Origin of the sequence: Psychrobacter sp. Ps2, from assembly GCF_022129405.1 — a bacterium.
Lineage (GTDB): Bacteria > Pseudomonadota > Gammaproteobacteria > Pseudomonadales > Moraxellaceae > Psychrobacter.
In genome coordinates, this window is sequence record NZ_JADQAM010000054.1 from 1 (window position 1) to 15,531 (window position 15,531).

12 protein-coding genes and 1 CRISPR repeat array are annotated in these 15,531 nt (G+C 39.1%); of the genes, 6 read left to right on the plus strand and 6 right to left on the minus strand.

Annotated elements, in window-relative coordinates:
* Window positions 1-232 precede the first annotated feature (232 nt).
* From I3254_RS08145 to I3254_RS08170, 6 genes are all read right to left on the minus strand, one after another.
* Window positions 233-859 carry a hypothetical protein gene (locus tag I3254_RS08145; RefSeq protein WP_238052439.1) on the minus strand — a complete coding sequence of 209 codons (627 nt, stop codon included), beginning with the start codon at window positions 857-859 and terminating at the stop codon, window positions 233-235.
* 18 nt (window positions 860-877) lie between these two features.
* Window positions 878-2,134 carry a PD-(D/E)XK nuclease family protein gene (locus I3254_RS08150; RefSeq protein ID WP_238052441.1) on the minus strand — a complete coding sequence of 419 codons (1,257 nt, stop codon included), beginning with the start codon at window positions 2,132-2,134 and terminating at the stop codon, window positions 878-880.
* Window positions 2,135-2,170: 36 nt separating this feature from the next.
* On the minus strand, window positions 2,171-2,623 hold the full coding sequence (locus tag I3254_RS08155) for a DUF1810 domain-containing protein (RefSeq protein WP_238052443.1): 453 nt from the start codon (window positions 2,621-2,623) through the stop codon (window positions 2,171-2,173).
* Between the two features lie 91 nt (window positions 2,624-2,714).
* Window positions 2,715-3,389, minus strand: a complete 675-nt coding sequence (locus I3254_RS08160) for a hypothetical protein (protein WP_238052445.1) — start codon at window positions 3,387-3,389, stop codon at window positions 2,715-2,717.
* A gap of 27 nt (window positions 3,390-3,416) precedes the next feature.
* Window positions 3,417-4,508, minus strand: a complete 1,092-nt coding sequence (locus I3254_RS08165; RefSeq protein ID WP_238052447.1) for a WYL domain-containing protein — start codon at window positions 4,506-4,508, stop codon at window positions 3,417-3,419.
* A gap of 54 nt (window positions 4,509-4,562) precedes the next feature.
* The gene (locus tag I3254_RS08170) at window positions 4,563-5,420 is read right to left on the minus strand and encodes a protein phosphatase 2C domain-containing protein (RefSeq protein WP_238052449.1); all 858 of its coding nucleotides are present in this window, start codon (window positions 5,418-5,420) and stop codon (window positions 4,563-4,565) included.
* A gap of 185 nt (window positions 5,421-5,605) precedes the next feature.
* On the opposite strand from I3254_RS08170, the gene I3254_RS08175 reads away from it, so the two are divergent.
* The 6 genes from I3254_RS08175 (at window position 5,606) to cas6 (ending at window position 15,461) form a co-directional block, all read left to right on the plus strand.
* The gene (locus tag I3254_RS08175) at window positions 5,606-7,087 is read left to right on the plus strand and encodes a DUF262 domain-containing protein (protein ID WP_238052451.1); all 1,482 of its coding nucleotides are present in this window, start codon (window positions 5,606-5,608) and stop codon (window positions 7,085-7,087) included.
* 14 nt (window positions 7,088-7,101) lie between these two features.
* A complete protein-coding gene (locus tag I3254_RS08180) occupies window positions 7,102-9,363 on the plus strand; it encodes a DUF262 domain-containing protein (RefSeq protein ID WP_238052452.1) in 2,262 nt (753 codons plus the stop codon).
* Window positions 9,364-10,472: 1,109 nt separating this feature from the next.
* A CRISPR array of direct repeats spans window positions 10,473-10,784; the repeat unit is 28 nt; unit sequence GTCTTAATCCCTTAGAAATCAGGGAGCG.
* 457 nt (window positions 10,785-11,241) lie between these two features.
* Window positions 11,242-11,550 (plus strand): CRISPR-associated protein Csx16, encoded by a 309-nt coding sequence (gene csx16, locus I3254_RS08185; protein ID WP_238052453.1) that lies wholly within the window; start codon window positions 11,242-11,244, stop codon window positions 11,548-11,550.
* A 385-nt stretch (window positions 11,551-11,935) separates the two neighbouring features.
* Complete coding sequence (locus I3254_RS08190; RefSeq protein WP_238052454.1) at window positions 11,936-12,271, plus strand: hypothetical protein; 336 nt, start codon at window positions 11,936-11,938, stop codon at window positions 12,269-12,271.
* Between the two features lie 281 nt (window positions 12,272-12,552).
* Entirely contained in the window at window positions 12,553-13,056 is a 504-nt protein-coding gene (locus tag I3254_RS08195) for a hypothetical protein (protein ID WP_238052455.1), read from the plus strand.
* A gap of 1,274 nt (window positions 13,057-14,330) precedes the next feature.
* Window positions 14,331-15,461, plus strand: coding sequence for a CRISPR system precrRNA processing endoribonuclease RAMP protein Cas6 (cas6, locus tag I3254_RS08200; protein WP_238052456.1), 1,131 nt, complete (start codon window positions 14,331-14,333; stop codon window positions 15,459-15,461).
* Window positions 15,462-15,531: the final 70 nt, after the last annotated feature.

The window sequence follows — 15,531 nt, forward strand, 5'->3', positions numbered from 1 at the left end:
TTATGATTATGTTTGATGACCGTATCAGTAAGCATTTAATCTAAATGGCAGTTACACAGAATATGGGATGGGCTCCTGATATTTTATCTGACATAATCAATCCCTCTCACTCAAAACACTAACTCTATTCGTATTCATGACGATTTGGTTTTCGTTGACTTTATCATCAGCCAACAAGGTGTCTGTATAACCAAATATATATCCATTTATGTCGCGATATCACATAGCCTATTCAATCCTCAATATATATCGCTTTTAAATGAAAAAAATTAGGCTCATCAATCATACTTGAACGGTAATATATAGACTCACCAGTATTAGATAATAATCCTTCGACAGCATCTCCTATGTAAGCAAAAGCTTCTATTGGTAAGCTTTGCTTGCTCTCCATACCAATCAACACCCCTTTGGTATCATGCGCTTTTTCAAGTTGACTCATCAGCTTGTGTGTCGCTGATTTTACCATATCTGCTTCAGGCTCACCTTTAGCGCTTGTATGAACAAACTGAAATGAATTGCCACACTCAAGCAAGTGTATAACATCTATCACATCTATGCCGATAATCGTACTTGCAGACCTTACATTAAGCAGTTCAACGACATCGTTTACTTCATTCGGCTGACACTTAATAACTGCCTCTACGATATCTAAACCCTCATGGTCATAGTCATCTATTTGTAAGCCTACTAAAATATCAGCCTTTACTTTCTGCTTTAGCTCAAATAGTGCTTGCTCATTCCATTCATCGCTCATAATAAAACAACCAATGGTAGCTGGCGGAAAATACTCTGTATTTGAGCGATACAAAGCGGCACAAGGGGTATCGTCTATTTGCGATTTGTCGAGCTGATATTTCATGATTATACTCATTTATAATTAGAACTTTTCATTCAATAGATGGTTATCATTTAAAACCTGAAACACTGTATCCATTTCTTCCAAAATTTTATCTGCCATCGTACCTTCATTTATCATTAACCATGCCTCACTCGAACCTTTCCAATCCTGCGGATCAAAATAGTAATACGCAGGCCAAAGTGGTGCAGCACCAACATTATTTTTAGTTAACTCTCTATTCAAAACAAATTTCATATTACTAGATTCCACACAATTTTTGACTTCTTTTCTAGGATTAAATTTGATGCCTAAGCATGGGCGATCAAAATTTGCGCCTTGAAACTCAAAGGAAATATACCCTTTATTATAATTAAGGATTATAAAGTTAATCTGTTCGTAATTTTTACCCGTACCGATATAGCTGACATCTAATTGATATAAACCTTTATTATATTTTTCTATAAATTTAGCTTTCACATCTCGTATCAACTTTTGTATGAGCTCTTTTTTCATCTTGTCTACATTGTTTGATATCTGAATGCTAGCTTCTATATTCTCTACACTTTTCTTCATGATCTCTAAAACTGCATTGTCTTCGTTCATATCTTCTATTCCCATAAATTTCTTTTGAATAAACTTAGTTAGCTGTGCAATAAACTCACTGACACTATGATTTTGGCATTCTACTTGACACGCTTTGAGCCAACCAATCAGATCGCTAAATCTAAGATGACTATATTGATTGCTGGTTATCCAACTTTCTAAGGTTTTAGTATCAACGCTATATTCACTTGGTACGTCATTGTCTTCGTTTAGATAAACAAGATGCCAAAGCTTGTGTTTTCTATTTTTAAGTTCAATAGCATAATCTTTCATTTGGTCAAGCTGATCTGCTGCATAAGGTTTATTTTCGATACAAATACCGTAGCTGTCATCATCCACCTGACATCTTAAGTAAATATCCATACGCCGCTGGGTTTCACTTTTCCCCGTTACTTCTTCAAGAAAAACCTCTGTTTTCTCAATGTTATTAAGGAAAATCTGCCAGTTATCGTCTTTATATATAACAGGCAAACAATACTCAACAAATAACCTTAAAAAGCTTTCTTTCTGAGCATGACTTCCTTTAGGATCAAGCAGAGCCGCTAGAATACGACTAAGCCCCAATTCATCGGTATTGATATAATCAAAAGTACTGAAGTCCGGAGACAGTTGACGGCTATAGAGTGCTTGTGCTGTCTCTAACGCGTTAATCTTTTGGCTCACATCATTTATCAAACTTTGCACGGTACTCATACTCATCTATCCTCTTAAAATCTCACTCGGTTTCATTCACTTATATTTCTGGTCATTGATTTTCTTTAGCATTTCTATAGTGCTTATATCGTAACTGCCCTCATAGAACTGGTATAAAAGCTGCTCAAATACACACTTATTACCAGCGGCAAAGGCAAACAACGTTAGCGAAGATTGCAGCTTCAGATTATCTGGTGAACCAAAGATATCTAAAGCACTTTTATCAGGATGCAACAGCAATAATTCAGCGCACTCTATTAACCGTGCTCCAAGCACCTCGTGCTGTAAATACGTTTTTGATTGCTCCAGACTCTCTATTGCAAAGCGTCGAGCTCTTACACTGTGCCCTAGCCCTTTCACTTGTGGAAAGATAAACCACATCCAATGCGTGCGCTTACGACCTTTGGTCAGCTCTTCAATCACTTGTGAATAGATAGCATCTTGAGCTTGAATAAAATCATCAAATAAATCTTTATCTGTCGTTGTCATCTTCTGCATTCCTTGCGATTTAAATAATGAGCGTTTGCCTACCTGCCACACTCACAACGTAGCTCAAACTATATTTGTATTTAATGCTAGGCTAACCTGCCACATATATCGCGCCCATCCAGCAACGGTCAGGTTTATCAATTATCCTATTGCCATAAAACACTTCTGAATCGTCAGCAATCCAACTTTCAACAGCAGTTGTGACGCTAAAAAACTCCTCAAGAGATAGCTTATGATCGCTTTCAATATCAAGCATCATATACTGGGTACTAAGCCCTTCAGGAATTTGATTGAGCAGATGATTAACGGTACTCTTTATTTGTTCTGAGTCTGGTATACCCGTTACCCTAGCTTGTATAAATTTAGCAGTCTTTTCAGACCCGCAGGATCTTTTGATATCATTAACATCTATACCAACCTTATCCCGATCAAATAGTACCGATTCAAATACGCTTATCACCTGCTCGACTTCATCCGCTTTGCAAATAATGATCCCGTCTATAACCTCGAATCTATCAATATGCTTATCTGTGGTTTGTAGCGCAAACAATGTGCAACCGACTTGTTGTTGTAGATTTAGCAATGACTGTTCATCCCAACCATCTTCGATAACAATAAACCCAACCTCAGACAAGAGGTAGCTATCTGCTTGTGGCGTATACAAAGTAGTTAAAGGTATGTGCTCTATCTGAAGCTCATTACTACGTTCTTCGTTGATATCGTTTTTTATAGTCTGTTTATCTTTAAAAATACTATCTGCTGTCATACTCGGCTCCTTTTCAAAGTGAAATCATTAATTACGGTTATAAAGCTGCATCCCACTTTCTAGGCGCTCAAGAATAACTGCCTTTAGCTCCAATGGTTCAATGACGACGGACAATTGCGACATACTTACCAGCCAATCTTGTAGACGAGTAGTATTAGCAACCGTAGCGCTGACTTGATTCCAAGTGTCGTCGATAATTGTAATCTTCTGATCTATCGATAATGGACGCTCATAAAGATGCTGACAGGCATATTTCTGTACTTTTAAAACCAAGTTGATTTCAATATTTTTACCAAACTCTAGCTTGCCCAGCTCCTGTAAGCTATCTAATGTAAAAACGTCACGCCCTACCCAGTCAGGTATTGTTTTATCTATGACTACTGCCCCGGTAATACGATTGACCGCAAAATTGCGATGCGCTTTTAACAGTACCTCATCATCGATATGATCATCTACTGGATTAAAGCCAGTGAGATAGATCATATTGTCAATAAAGATCAGTCCTTTGGGATACACCACTCTTTGAACTGGTTTTTCGTCCCATTTATTTTGATAGCGTATTCGTAATTGATGATTCTGTAGCAGAGCCTGATGAATACTTCCAATCACCTCACTATCAAGCTTTGGCGCTTGAACGATACTGGGCAGTGTAATGAGATGATCTTGCCATTGTCCTAGCAGACTTTGATGAAATTTATCTTTATCTTGTCGACGTAATTGAGTGAGCTTGTCTGTGACTCCTTGTTTAAAAGATATTGGTAAATAGTTTGCAGTATATTTATCCAGCATCTCCCAAAAGAACACGGTTTGCTCGTTAATAACATCGATACTGAAGCTCGGTTCAATATAAAATCGCGCTGTTTGTCCGCTGATTTTTTCTCCCCATTTAGGTACTCGAACCAGAGCATCACTATAAAAAATATCGTTAAAGATTTGGTTTAGTGCAATCAGATCGTTCTCTAAGTTTTTACGCTCATTTGTATAATTATCAGTATTATCACCATAGTTTTGCATAAGCTCTGTCAGTGACATAGCATCTGCTTCACTTCGAGGCAGGCTTTGATATAAAGCAAATAGACGTGCTGACTTTGTATAGCTGGCAATTTGATGTGCTGGCATAGTATCTTCTCTATTAGACTGATGAAGTAATCAATTTATTATTAAAATACAGGCTCAATCAAAACGAACCAAAATTGCAGTGCCATTGTCATAAGCATTGCCATCGGAGTCATAAACTTGATTCTTAAGATTGATTAGCCAAGCTTGTAAATCGGTTTCAGCATTGACAAGTTGCCATTCATGGCTTGGCACCAAGTCATGAATACCATCCGTACAGACCAAGATACAATCGCCGCTATTAACCTTAATGTTGCAAGAACTACCTTTTGGTGCTTCACTGCTTAGATAACTGTCATCAGCCGTTAATGCAAAGCATTCAGTAATACTATATAGACTCCCCGCCATTCCTTCTCGGTTATAGTCAGCGAACTTCGCTTGGCGACCTTGCTCTTGCGCTTTCTGGTCAATGAGCTCATTCAATAGATTATGATCTCGAGTCAGGCACTGCCACTGTGATGTCCCTTTAGGCAGCCAGTACACACGGCTATCACCCACATGCGTTATCGTCGCCTTTATGGTTCCATCACCATTTAACTCACAGGTAACCATTGCGAGGGTTGCCGCCGCGCCATGACGCTTAGATGAATGCTTGGTTTGATTAATCAGTTGATGAATATCATCTGAAGTAATACTCTTCTGATCGTTCCATAACCGTCTGATTGCTTTTACCACCGCTTTTGAGCAGTACTGCGAGTGATTGGAGCTTGCAACTCCATCAGACACTGCTATACAGAATGGCGCCGCAACTGGTGTCACTACCATTACCCCTAAGTCTTCTTGATACCAGTTATCTAAAAAGAAAAAAGCGTCTTGCTGCAGATTGTTACTAGCATTACCTTGAAAAGTAATTACACAAGCTTGGGCGATAGATAAAGCTTCTGTTGAAGGAAAATAATTTGAAGAAGCAATCATGATGGTAGGCCTATATGTTTATCATAAAAGCCAGTATAGAGGACAACTTGTAACTTTATTTTATAGGTTGCCCTCTATACTAGACTAGTAACGACAAATATCTTACTTAAGCAAATGAAAATTAGGTTATCTAAAGAACTAATGTTTATTATATAATTCTGTAAATTTAAGGATAATTACTAATTATGAGTGAATCAATAACGCTCCAGAACAGAACGATAATCTCAGTAAAGCAGTTACTGAGTGAATGTCTACTAACTATCCCTGAGTATCAGCGCCCTTACAAATGGAATCAGCACAATATCGCAAGCTTGTTCAATGATATTAAGACGCAATGTGACAAGCCAGCCTATCGCCTTGGCACTATCGTCCTTCATAAGTCTAAAGATAAAGATGATAAAGACGTACTCAATATTGTCGATGGTCAACAACGCACCCTAACGCTAATGCTTACTGTCATGGCGATTATCAAAAACTATCATCCTGATAATTCAACCAAACCTAAAGAAGTAAAAGCTATCGGAAAAATATTAGGCGAACTATCTAATACCGTACCAGCTTTAGCTAAAAAACAAGAGTTTACTAGCGATATATCCGTCTACAATTTGCATTCAAATTTTCAAGAGATAATACGCATTATCAGCCGTGGTGAGCTAAGTATTGAGCACATTGATTTTCTATTAAATCAGTGTGAGGTGGTAATCTTTATATTAGAAGATGAATCAGAAGCCTTTCAGTTTTTTGACTCACAAAACTCCCGCGGTAAAGAGCTGTATCCGCATGATTTACTCAAAGCATTTCATTTACGTGAGTTCAGTGCCTATGATGAGCAGCTCAACCCAAATATCAAAGCGCAAACTGTCGCTCATTGGGAAAGCTTAGCAGATGAAGAACTGCATAGGCTGTTTAGCCAGCATTTATTTAGGATTAAGCGCTGGATAGATCACAAACCAGCCCGCAACTTTACCAGTCGTCATGTAGATATTTTTAAAGGGGTATCTCTATACAAACAAAATTTACCGCACTATGCAAAATCTATGATGATCACCCATCATTTTATCGATGACTATAATAGCAACATGCACCGTCATATTGATGCTCAAGCAATGAACTACCCGTTTCAGCTAGACCAGAAGATAGTCAACGGTCGTCGTTTTTTTGAAATGGTTGAATATTACGATACGCTTATTGATCGTACGAAAACGATTGATAGTGCGCAAGCATCAGAGAATAAAAACAGCCATTCCTCTATAACTGTCTATGACCAAACCTTAAATGAACGAGCATCGAACATTGTTAAGGTCTTAAATACTTATAGTGATAAGTGGCGTCAGGGTGACAAATATACTCGTAACTTATTTGATAATGCGCTGATCTATTATATTGATAAATTTGGTATGCAAGACTTATCACAGGTTATAGAGATCATATTTATTTGGGCATACAAAATACGCTTAAGACAATTTGCGGTAAAACTCGCAACGATGGACAATCATGCAGTTGACGGTATGTTATTCAAACGTATCAAAGACGCTACATTGCCTAAAGAAGTATGGATCGCTGGTGTTCATCCTCTAAAAGGCAGTGACATAAAAGAGTCTAATAAAAAAACTGATAACAACATATACCAATTATTTGATCACCTCAACTATTTGACTAATAAATAGAGAAAAATAAAACTATGAAAAACTATAATCCGAGCGCAACCGAGCAAGTGATACTACTAACACCAAAGGAGCTGCTTAACGGCACCGAGCACTATCTTATCCCAATGTATCAGCGTAATTACGCTTGGGGCAATAGTGAGATTGAACAGCTTATTGTCGATATTATGGACGCTCAAATTGATGCGAAAAATTCAAACGATTATAAGAACTATTATCTAGGTACATTAGTGGTCTTTGAAAGACCACAGCTATCTTCAAAACATAAAGTGTTTGAAGTTATTGACGGTCAACAACGCTTTACCACTTTGAGCTTATTAATCATATACCTAAGGAATTACTTTAAAAGTATAGGTAGCGACTACGATATGTCATGGTATACAGAACAAAATATTGAGTTTGAAAGCCGCCCGAAATCTACCCAGACGTTAGAATTATTGCTAAATGGCAATCTAGAAACCTATGAGCACCTTTATGAGGCTAAGCTAAATCCCGCTATTATCAACGGCTATAAGTCTATTAGCGAAGTAATGGAAAGTAAATTTATTACCCCTAATAATGAGAACCAACAATCCACTACAACCCTTGAAGAGTTTTGTGATTATCTATTTCAATATGTACAAATTGCTCGTGTCCCTGTGCCTGATGAAACGGATTTAAATCATTATTTTGAAGTCATGAATAATCGAGGCGAGCAGTTAGAAAAGCATGAAATTATCAAAGCGCGTTTGTTGTCAGTCATTGAAAAGGCAGACGAAAATGAGATAGCGCTTGCGGACAAACAACCAGCCAAAGCCTTGATTCATAATGTCTGGGAAGCTTGCGCCAATATGAATAAATACGTACAGTATGGCTTTAATCCTACTTTACGTTTTAAGTTATTCTCAGATAGTTTAACGCTTCTGAATCCTAAAGATTTTGATGAATTGCTTAATATATATAAAGAGTATGATTACCCGAACAATTCCCAGCCAGATAGTGACCAATGTTCTGGCTGTAATGCCGACGCTCAAAACAATAAAACAAAGCCACTTCCCTCTCTTTATGACATCCTTGACGATAATTTTGACAGTCCACCTAACCCCAGTAATACCGTGGATAAAGAAGAAGATGACGGTAATAGTGAGACTTACTATAGCTTAGTTAACTTCTCAAGCTTTCTTTTACATGCTTTGAGAATCATGGTGAACCTACAGTCCTCATATAAACAGGACATTGCACTTGATGACAAACAGCTGTTGACCCAGTTTGAAACCTTTATTTTAAAACCATCCAACTTAGAAAATACTCATATCTCAGATACTGATCTGAGTATAGAAACTAACGCTCAAATAACGCCTTTATCTCAAGTAAAGACCTTTATATACGCCTTACTTAAAAGCAAATTTATCTTTGATCACTTTATAATAAAGCGTAATACTCAAGACAGTAAAGGACAATGGACACTCAATAAACTGATTAAGAATGAAGACAAAAAAAACAGCTACTACAAAAACAGCTTTGAGACTGACAATGACAAACTAGTGATGTTACAAAGTGCTTTTCATGTCTCGACCCCTACTACGAACTATAAGCACTGGCTTAATGCCGTTTTATACTATGCATATATGCATTATCAACACGATGAAATAGGACTTAATAGTGTCGCTTATCTTGAGCATTTAGAAGAAATAGCTCGCGCCTTTATGTTAAGACGTTATTTGACTGATGAACCTGATGATTACCATCAAATAATTTATCGAACCTCAGACTTAAACAAGCTATCGGCTGAACATACCGATGATAGATTGAGTCTTGATAATCTACGTATACAAATTAAGCAGTATCTTAGGTATGACAATATACGCAATATTTTTGTATTTAATTATTTAGATTATTTGCTTTGGTTAAACGGTGACTATCCTAAGTTTACCTTCACCGCTAGAAGCTCTGTAGAGCACTTTTATCCGCAAAATAAGCAAAACGACAGTATATTTTTGGAAGATAAAGACGCAAAAAGTTCACTGTTGCACTCCTTTGGTAATTTATGTTTGATTAGCCATAGCCTTAATTCACGTGTGAGTAATGACATGCCTGATGTTAAGGTAAAATATTTCTCACAAAATGAAGATATTCAAAGTGGGCAAATAGATAGCTTAAAACTACTGAAAATGATTGATTACATACAAGGTAAACCGGATGCGTGGGATAAAAAAATGATTGCTCAGCACGAAACTGAAATGCTAAATATTATATTGCAAGGACTACATCTGGAGCTATCAGGTACATCTCATGAGTAGCGTGGACGATATAAAAAAGCTCACTCAAAACCGTGTCATCCGCTTTTTTACCGATACACTAGGTTATCGCTATCTATGCAGCTGACATTACTAAACTAACAATAAAAACACAGAGCGCGATACCTTGGAGCAATGGTTAGAAAAAGTACGATTTTAGTGTATCCTAATCACACGTACTACTAGCACCTTAGAAAAGGCCACTTCTTTAAGAGGTGGCATCAAGCTTGACCTCCGCTGTCAAATCCGTAGACATTAAATTGAGGGGTTATAATTTTAAAAAATCATTTAATGCTAGAGTAGACTAGATATTAATCCAACTATAACTTATTGGGTGATAAACACCTGAATATTATGGTGTCCAAAATATCATTAACTTCTCCATTACCATGAAATTGTTTTACTCTGATGATTTAAAAACCGCCTAAATGCTATGGTTTATATAGTGCAGAAGACTGCGGTATGAAATCCACTTTTCTCAGGTGGCGTTGTTGATATTGGGGTTTGGGCTCGCGCTCTTTCATAACGGTCGCATAACTTTTCAAATGATTGCCTACACAAAATCTTTTGTCTTCATAATCAAAGTCATATTTAGCAGACACAAAAAAGGACACAACGATGACGTTGTGTCCTTTTTTTGCTTATAAAGCATTAATACTACTTTGCCCCGACGCAAGAGAAAATCTAGGATTTTCTGGTCAGACTGGTGTATCTCGTCTTCAAAAAATCCTATCTGCCATTTTGACGGCTGCGCGAGCATAGCTCTTGCCTTGCGCTTCGGGTAAGTGTCTCCCAGACACTTACTAATCCTCCAGAAAATTCCATTTAAGGAATTTTCTCTTGCGAGACTAAAATTGGCATGCAATTTTTTAACGTCTCTCACCTTAGAAATTAGGGATGAGGAGTGATATAGCAAAGCACTGCTTTGCCCCGACGCAAGAGAAAATCTAAGATTTTCTGTTCAGACCATTATAGCCAGTTTGATAGAATTTACGAAAATATAAATTCTCTTGTACTCGGCCGAAAATCTCTGAGAACTCCACTGATCCTTCAGAAAATTCTATTTAAAGAATTTTCTCTTGCGAAGCTAAAATTCCAGTGGAACTTCTTAACGCTTCTCACCTTAGAAATCAGGGAGCGTTTCAGACTGGTAAAACACTGCAAGGCAAAGACGGTGCAGGTCTTAATCCCTTAGAAATCAGGGAGCGTTTCAGACAATTGTTTTGACTGTACAGTTGATAACTTATGTGTCTTAATCCCTTAGAAATCAGGGAGCGGTTCAGACCTAGGTATTATAGGTGTGTTATTTGATTCGTGAGTCTTAATCCCTTAGAAATCAGGGAGCGGTTCAGACACATGAAAGGTAACATGAAGCTAGAGTTAGCTTGGTCTTAATCCCTTAGAAATCAGGGAGCGGTTCAGACTGTACAATTATTTTTATTATCAATAGAATCAAATACTTACAAGTAGGCATTCAACCAACAAAAGTCGGTATAAAAAGTTGGTGTTTTTTTAACCAATTTTTCGCCATAAATTGTATAAATAATAACCAATTATACGTCCAAAACGTTAAATAGTAACCCATATCTTCGTCAGATAAAGTCTGAATCCGCCCCTAATCACTTAGGGTGTGAATAGTCATAGCTCACTACATTATAGTAATGCAAGTCATCCATCTGTGCAACAGCCATATTGATATACTGACTATCATTGATAGCAAGCGGCACTGGTTATTAATTGTTAAACATAAGTCGTAATTGTGCAATATATCTGTGTAATACTTTTTCTGACAAGCTTGTCATAGTGAGACTGGCAAACGACACCCTCTATAATAGCCGCCAGTCAGCAGTACATTGATCGTATATTTAGTTGAGGAGCAGTATGACAGTCTATTTGGTCAGTCGTCATAAAGGCGCAGTTGAGTGGATGAATCACATGGGTCATCAGTACGATGTACACCTCACCCACTTGGGCAGTGAGGACAAACTGTCGGCAGGCGACACGGTCGTAGGGTCATTGCCCATTAACTTGGTGGCGGATCTAGGCGAGCGCGCTATCAGCTATCTGCATTTGAGTCTATGTATCCCAGAGCATCTGCGCGGTATTGAGCTGTCCGCTGAGCAGTTGTCTCAGCTTGATGCCAAGCTCGAACCCTATAGCGTGAAGTGTCTAACAGATAAGACGCTCTAACCGCTCACTACATACTACAATCTTATCTCTGCTGTATTTAGCGATTGTACTCAGCGATGACCCAGCAGATACATCATGGCTTTGATGACAGCGCCTATTATAGCGACGAATAGCAATATCACTGAGCCACTAATCAAAAATATCACTAACAACCCAAAAATCGCTGCCATACTACTCGCTCCTCATACAATCAGCACGATTGCCAATCACCATCAGAACCATCTTACGTTAATAGTACGACCCAACTCAGTCATGACAAGCTTGTCAAATTGACAATCAACCTGCTTGATTGGCTATCATTTCACCCATGGTTTTGCCGAACCCTAACGCCACATCTACGCCTAGCCGTCAAGCCAGGCATATTTATATGATATGGAGAACTACAATGTCAAAATCGCTTATCGTTGCCGCCCCTTATATTAATGAGCTAGTCACGGAAGGCTTGAGATTATGTAGCCATATTATGGAGTATCGTCATGCTACCAATCAGACAGCCCTGCAGCGTGAGACCATGCATAAACAAGCCAACCATGCGATGCAGCAAGAAAAAAACGATCATGAAAGACAAATGGCCAAGCTGCACCAATTGAGTGAACAGTTCGGTGTCACCTTGGCACACAATCGTCAGGACACTGTAGATGTCATGAAAATGTATAACGATGCAAATACCATGCTCGTCAAGCTGATCGACCGTATATGTGATCCAGATATAGATACTTAACAATTACAGTTGCTCAAAACTGTCATAGATACATTACAAGCCAAGCAGTCCGATCTAATTGCTAATCATCGCAAGCTAAGCAGCCATGCGCTCACCGCTTTCAAACACAGTAGCGATATGATGATAGAAGGCACACAAGTTTTGACGGATGTTTACTAGAGTGATGCTCAATCTATCGTCATAGAAAGCGCATACCAAGCGCGGTCGTGACGGTAATCAATATGAATTAGCAAACTAACGTTTTACTTTATTAAGCGACTTACTGACAAAGGAATACGCGTATGTTTTGGCTAGGGTTTGGTGTCACAGCAGTAGGTGCTATTGCGAGCTCTTTAGCAAGTATGTTTGAGCAGGACTCACAGATAGAGTCGCAGCAAGCATTGCATCAGCTAAAAAGAGAAAGCCAAGCGCGTCAACGTGATCTTGAGGATTACCAGCGCCAGTGCCAAGCAGCCTATTCACTTAGCCAGTACGTTGCGCTTTATAGCTTTGTCTCGCAGGCGGCACAGGCATGTGCATCACAGTATGAAGAACAAGAGCAGTTACTGTTTATGCTCAATAAGCGCATGACGAAAAGCATTACGGCTAGGCTTGCTCTAATGCGCCATCAGGATCAAGCATGTGGCGATCAAGAGACGCTAGATCAGCAGTTTGCTATCGTACAAGATGATGCAAAAAAAGCATTGGATGAATTTGAGCGCGTTGAGGCACAGCGACAAGAGACAGAGCAGCAGCTGCGTATGTTTTGTGAATTAATACAGCAACTACAAGCGTATCTGGAGTAACTCACACATCAGATAGCCATTAAACCAATAAAGCCACCTACAAGAGGTGGCTTTATTAATTTGGTCGTATAGCAATCAACAAACGCTCTATCCTGACGCAAGAGAAAATCTAGGATTTTCTGGTCAGACTATTGTAGCCAGTTTGACAGAATTTGCGAAAATGCAAATTCTCTTGCGAGACTAAAATTGGCATGCAATTTTTTAACGTCTTGCTCGAGCATAGCTCTGCGCCTTGCGCTTCGGGTAAGTGTCTCCCAGACACTTACTGATCCTCGCTCACCTTAGAAATCAGGGATGAGGAGGGAAATAGCAAAGTACTGCTTTACCCCGACGCAAGAGAAAATCTAAGATTTTCTGTTCAGGCTGGTGCATCTCGTCTTCAAAAGATCCTATTTAAAGGATTTTTACTTGCGAAGCTAAAATTACAGTGTAATTTTTTAACGCTTCTCACAAGAATCAGGGAGCGGTTCAGACCTTATGAGTTCTCTAAGCGAGCTTATAGCTATGAGTCTTAATCCCTTAGAAATCAGGGATGAGGAGGGAAATAGCAAAGTACTGCTTTGCCCCGACGCAAGAGAAAATCTAGGATTTTCTGTTCAGACTATTGTAGCCAGCTTGATAGAATTTACGAAAATGTAAATTCTTTTGCACTCGGACAAAACAGTGTTTCGTTACTTCCTCGTTCACCTTAGAAATCAGGGAGCGGTTCAGACTGCTGAATTAAAAAATGTTAAACGTATTATGAAAGGTCTTAATCCCTTAAGAATCAGGGAGCGGTTCAGACCAACCTGCACCGCAACAAGCAGCGCCACAGCCGTCTTAATCCCTTAAGAATCAGGGAGCGGTTCAGACTGTACAATTATTTTTATTATTAATAAAATCAAATACTTACAAGTAGGTATTTAATCAACAAAAGTCGGTATAAAAAGTTGGTGTTTTTTTAACCAGTTTTTAGCCAAAATTTGTATAAATAATAACCAATTATACGTTCAAAACGTTAAATAGTTGCCATTATCTTCATCAGATAATGTCTGAAAACCGTCCCTAATTATCAGGGAATAACCATTTAAGGTTACTCTATCTATGGTAGTAGATGTCTCTAATCCGTGCAACTGTTAATTAGCGTCATCACTAACCCATTTAGATGGCTATCGATTGAATTGAGGACATGCCCTAGTATTTTATAGCTATATTTATCTAAACTATGGTTTAGATTTGATATAGTCTCATGCCTATTATCGCTTTTAATATTTCATTTGTATTTGGATTCATACATGCACACCTACCCTGCGTCATCGACAGCCGGTTTAAATACATCAAACTTAACCACCATTTACTTTACGGTGCGCCAAGATGACCTACTAAAAATGCCCGAGCATTCAGGATCAATGCTACGTGGTGCATTTGGTGTTGCATTGCGCTCATTAACCTGTATCACAGACTTACCTGAGTGCAAAGACTGCCCATTAAAACAGCACTGCAAGTTCCCTCGACTATTTGAGGTGCCCGCATTACAGCTATCTGGTGTGCAAGCTGTGAACCCTTATGTCATACATGTGCCCATCACTGGCCAAGTATCTGATAATGCTAGCAGCACAGTTGCCTACGAACACACTCATCGTATCGCGCAAAAAACCAAAACGCCGAAGACGAGCGATAAAAAAACAGCGACCTTCAAGAAAGATGATATATGGCAGTTTGGTATGACAGTAATGGGTGCAGCAGTGGCTGAAACCACATTGATTGTGCAAGCATGGAAGATGGCGCTTGCAACAGGGCTAGGTGCTCGAGCGCCTTATTCTAGAGCCACGCTACTACAGGCGAGATGCGACGGTAAGACACTTTATTTACAGGCTCAACCAATACCCACTCAAAAGAGAGCACCTATAGAGGGCGTCGCTTTGCACCCAGACCGCTTATTTGACTCTACCAGCCTTGACTCACAGATAGCCTCAGCAGATGACACTATTCAGCTGACGATGCATTTTTTGACGCCATTTCGCTATCAGCAAAACAACCGCATTGTCTCCCACCCAGACAGCCTCGATAGCGCCACATTTATTGCCTCGCTATACAACCGTATCCGCTTATGCCAAGACAATCACAGCCCTAATGAGTTGTGGGATATCGGCTATGATTCTTATCATCGGTTCAAAGAGGATATTGAGACGCTATCGATAGTAGTCGATATTGCACCCAATCACGTCCCACGTCGCTCTAACCGCCAGCAGCGAAAAATGCAGCTTTATGGACTACAAGGAAACCTACACCTCACCGGTGACCAGCAAACGCTGACTCGTCTCTTGCCAGCATTGCAACTGGGTGAGCAGCTACATATCGGTAAAAACACCACCATGGGCTTGGGTCAATATCGGCTAAAGCTTACGCCTCTACCTCTAACCTAGACACTCCAAAAAATTTATACTTGTCAAAGACCGCAAGCTTGACGTTCTACACGGCCTTTTTCTCAATGAT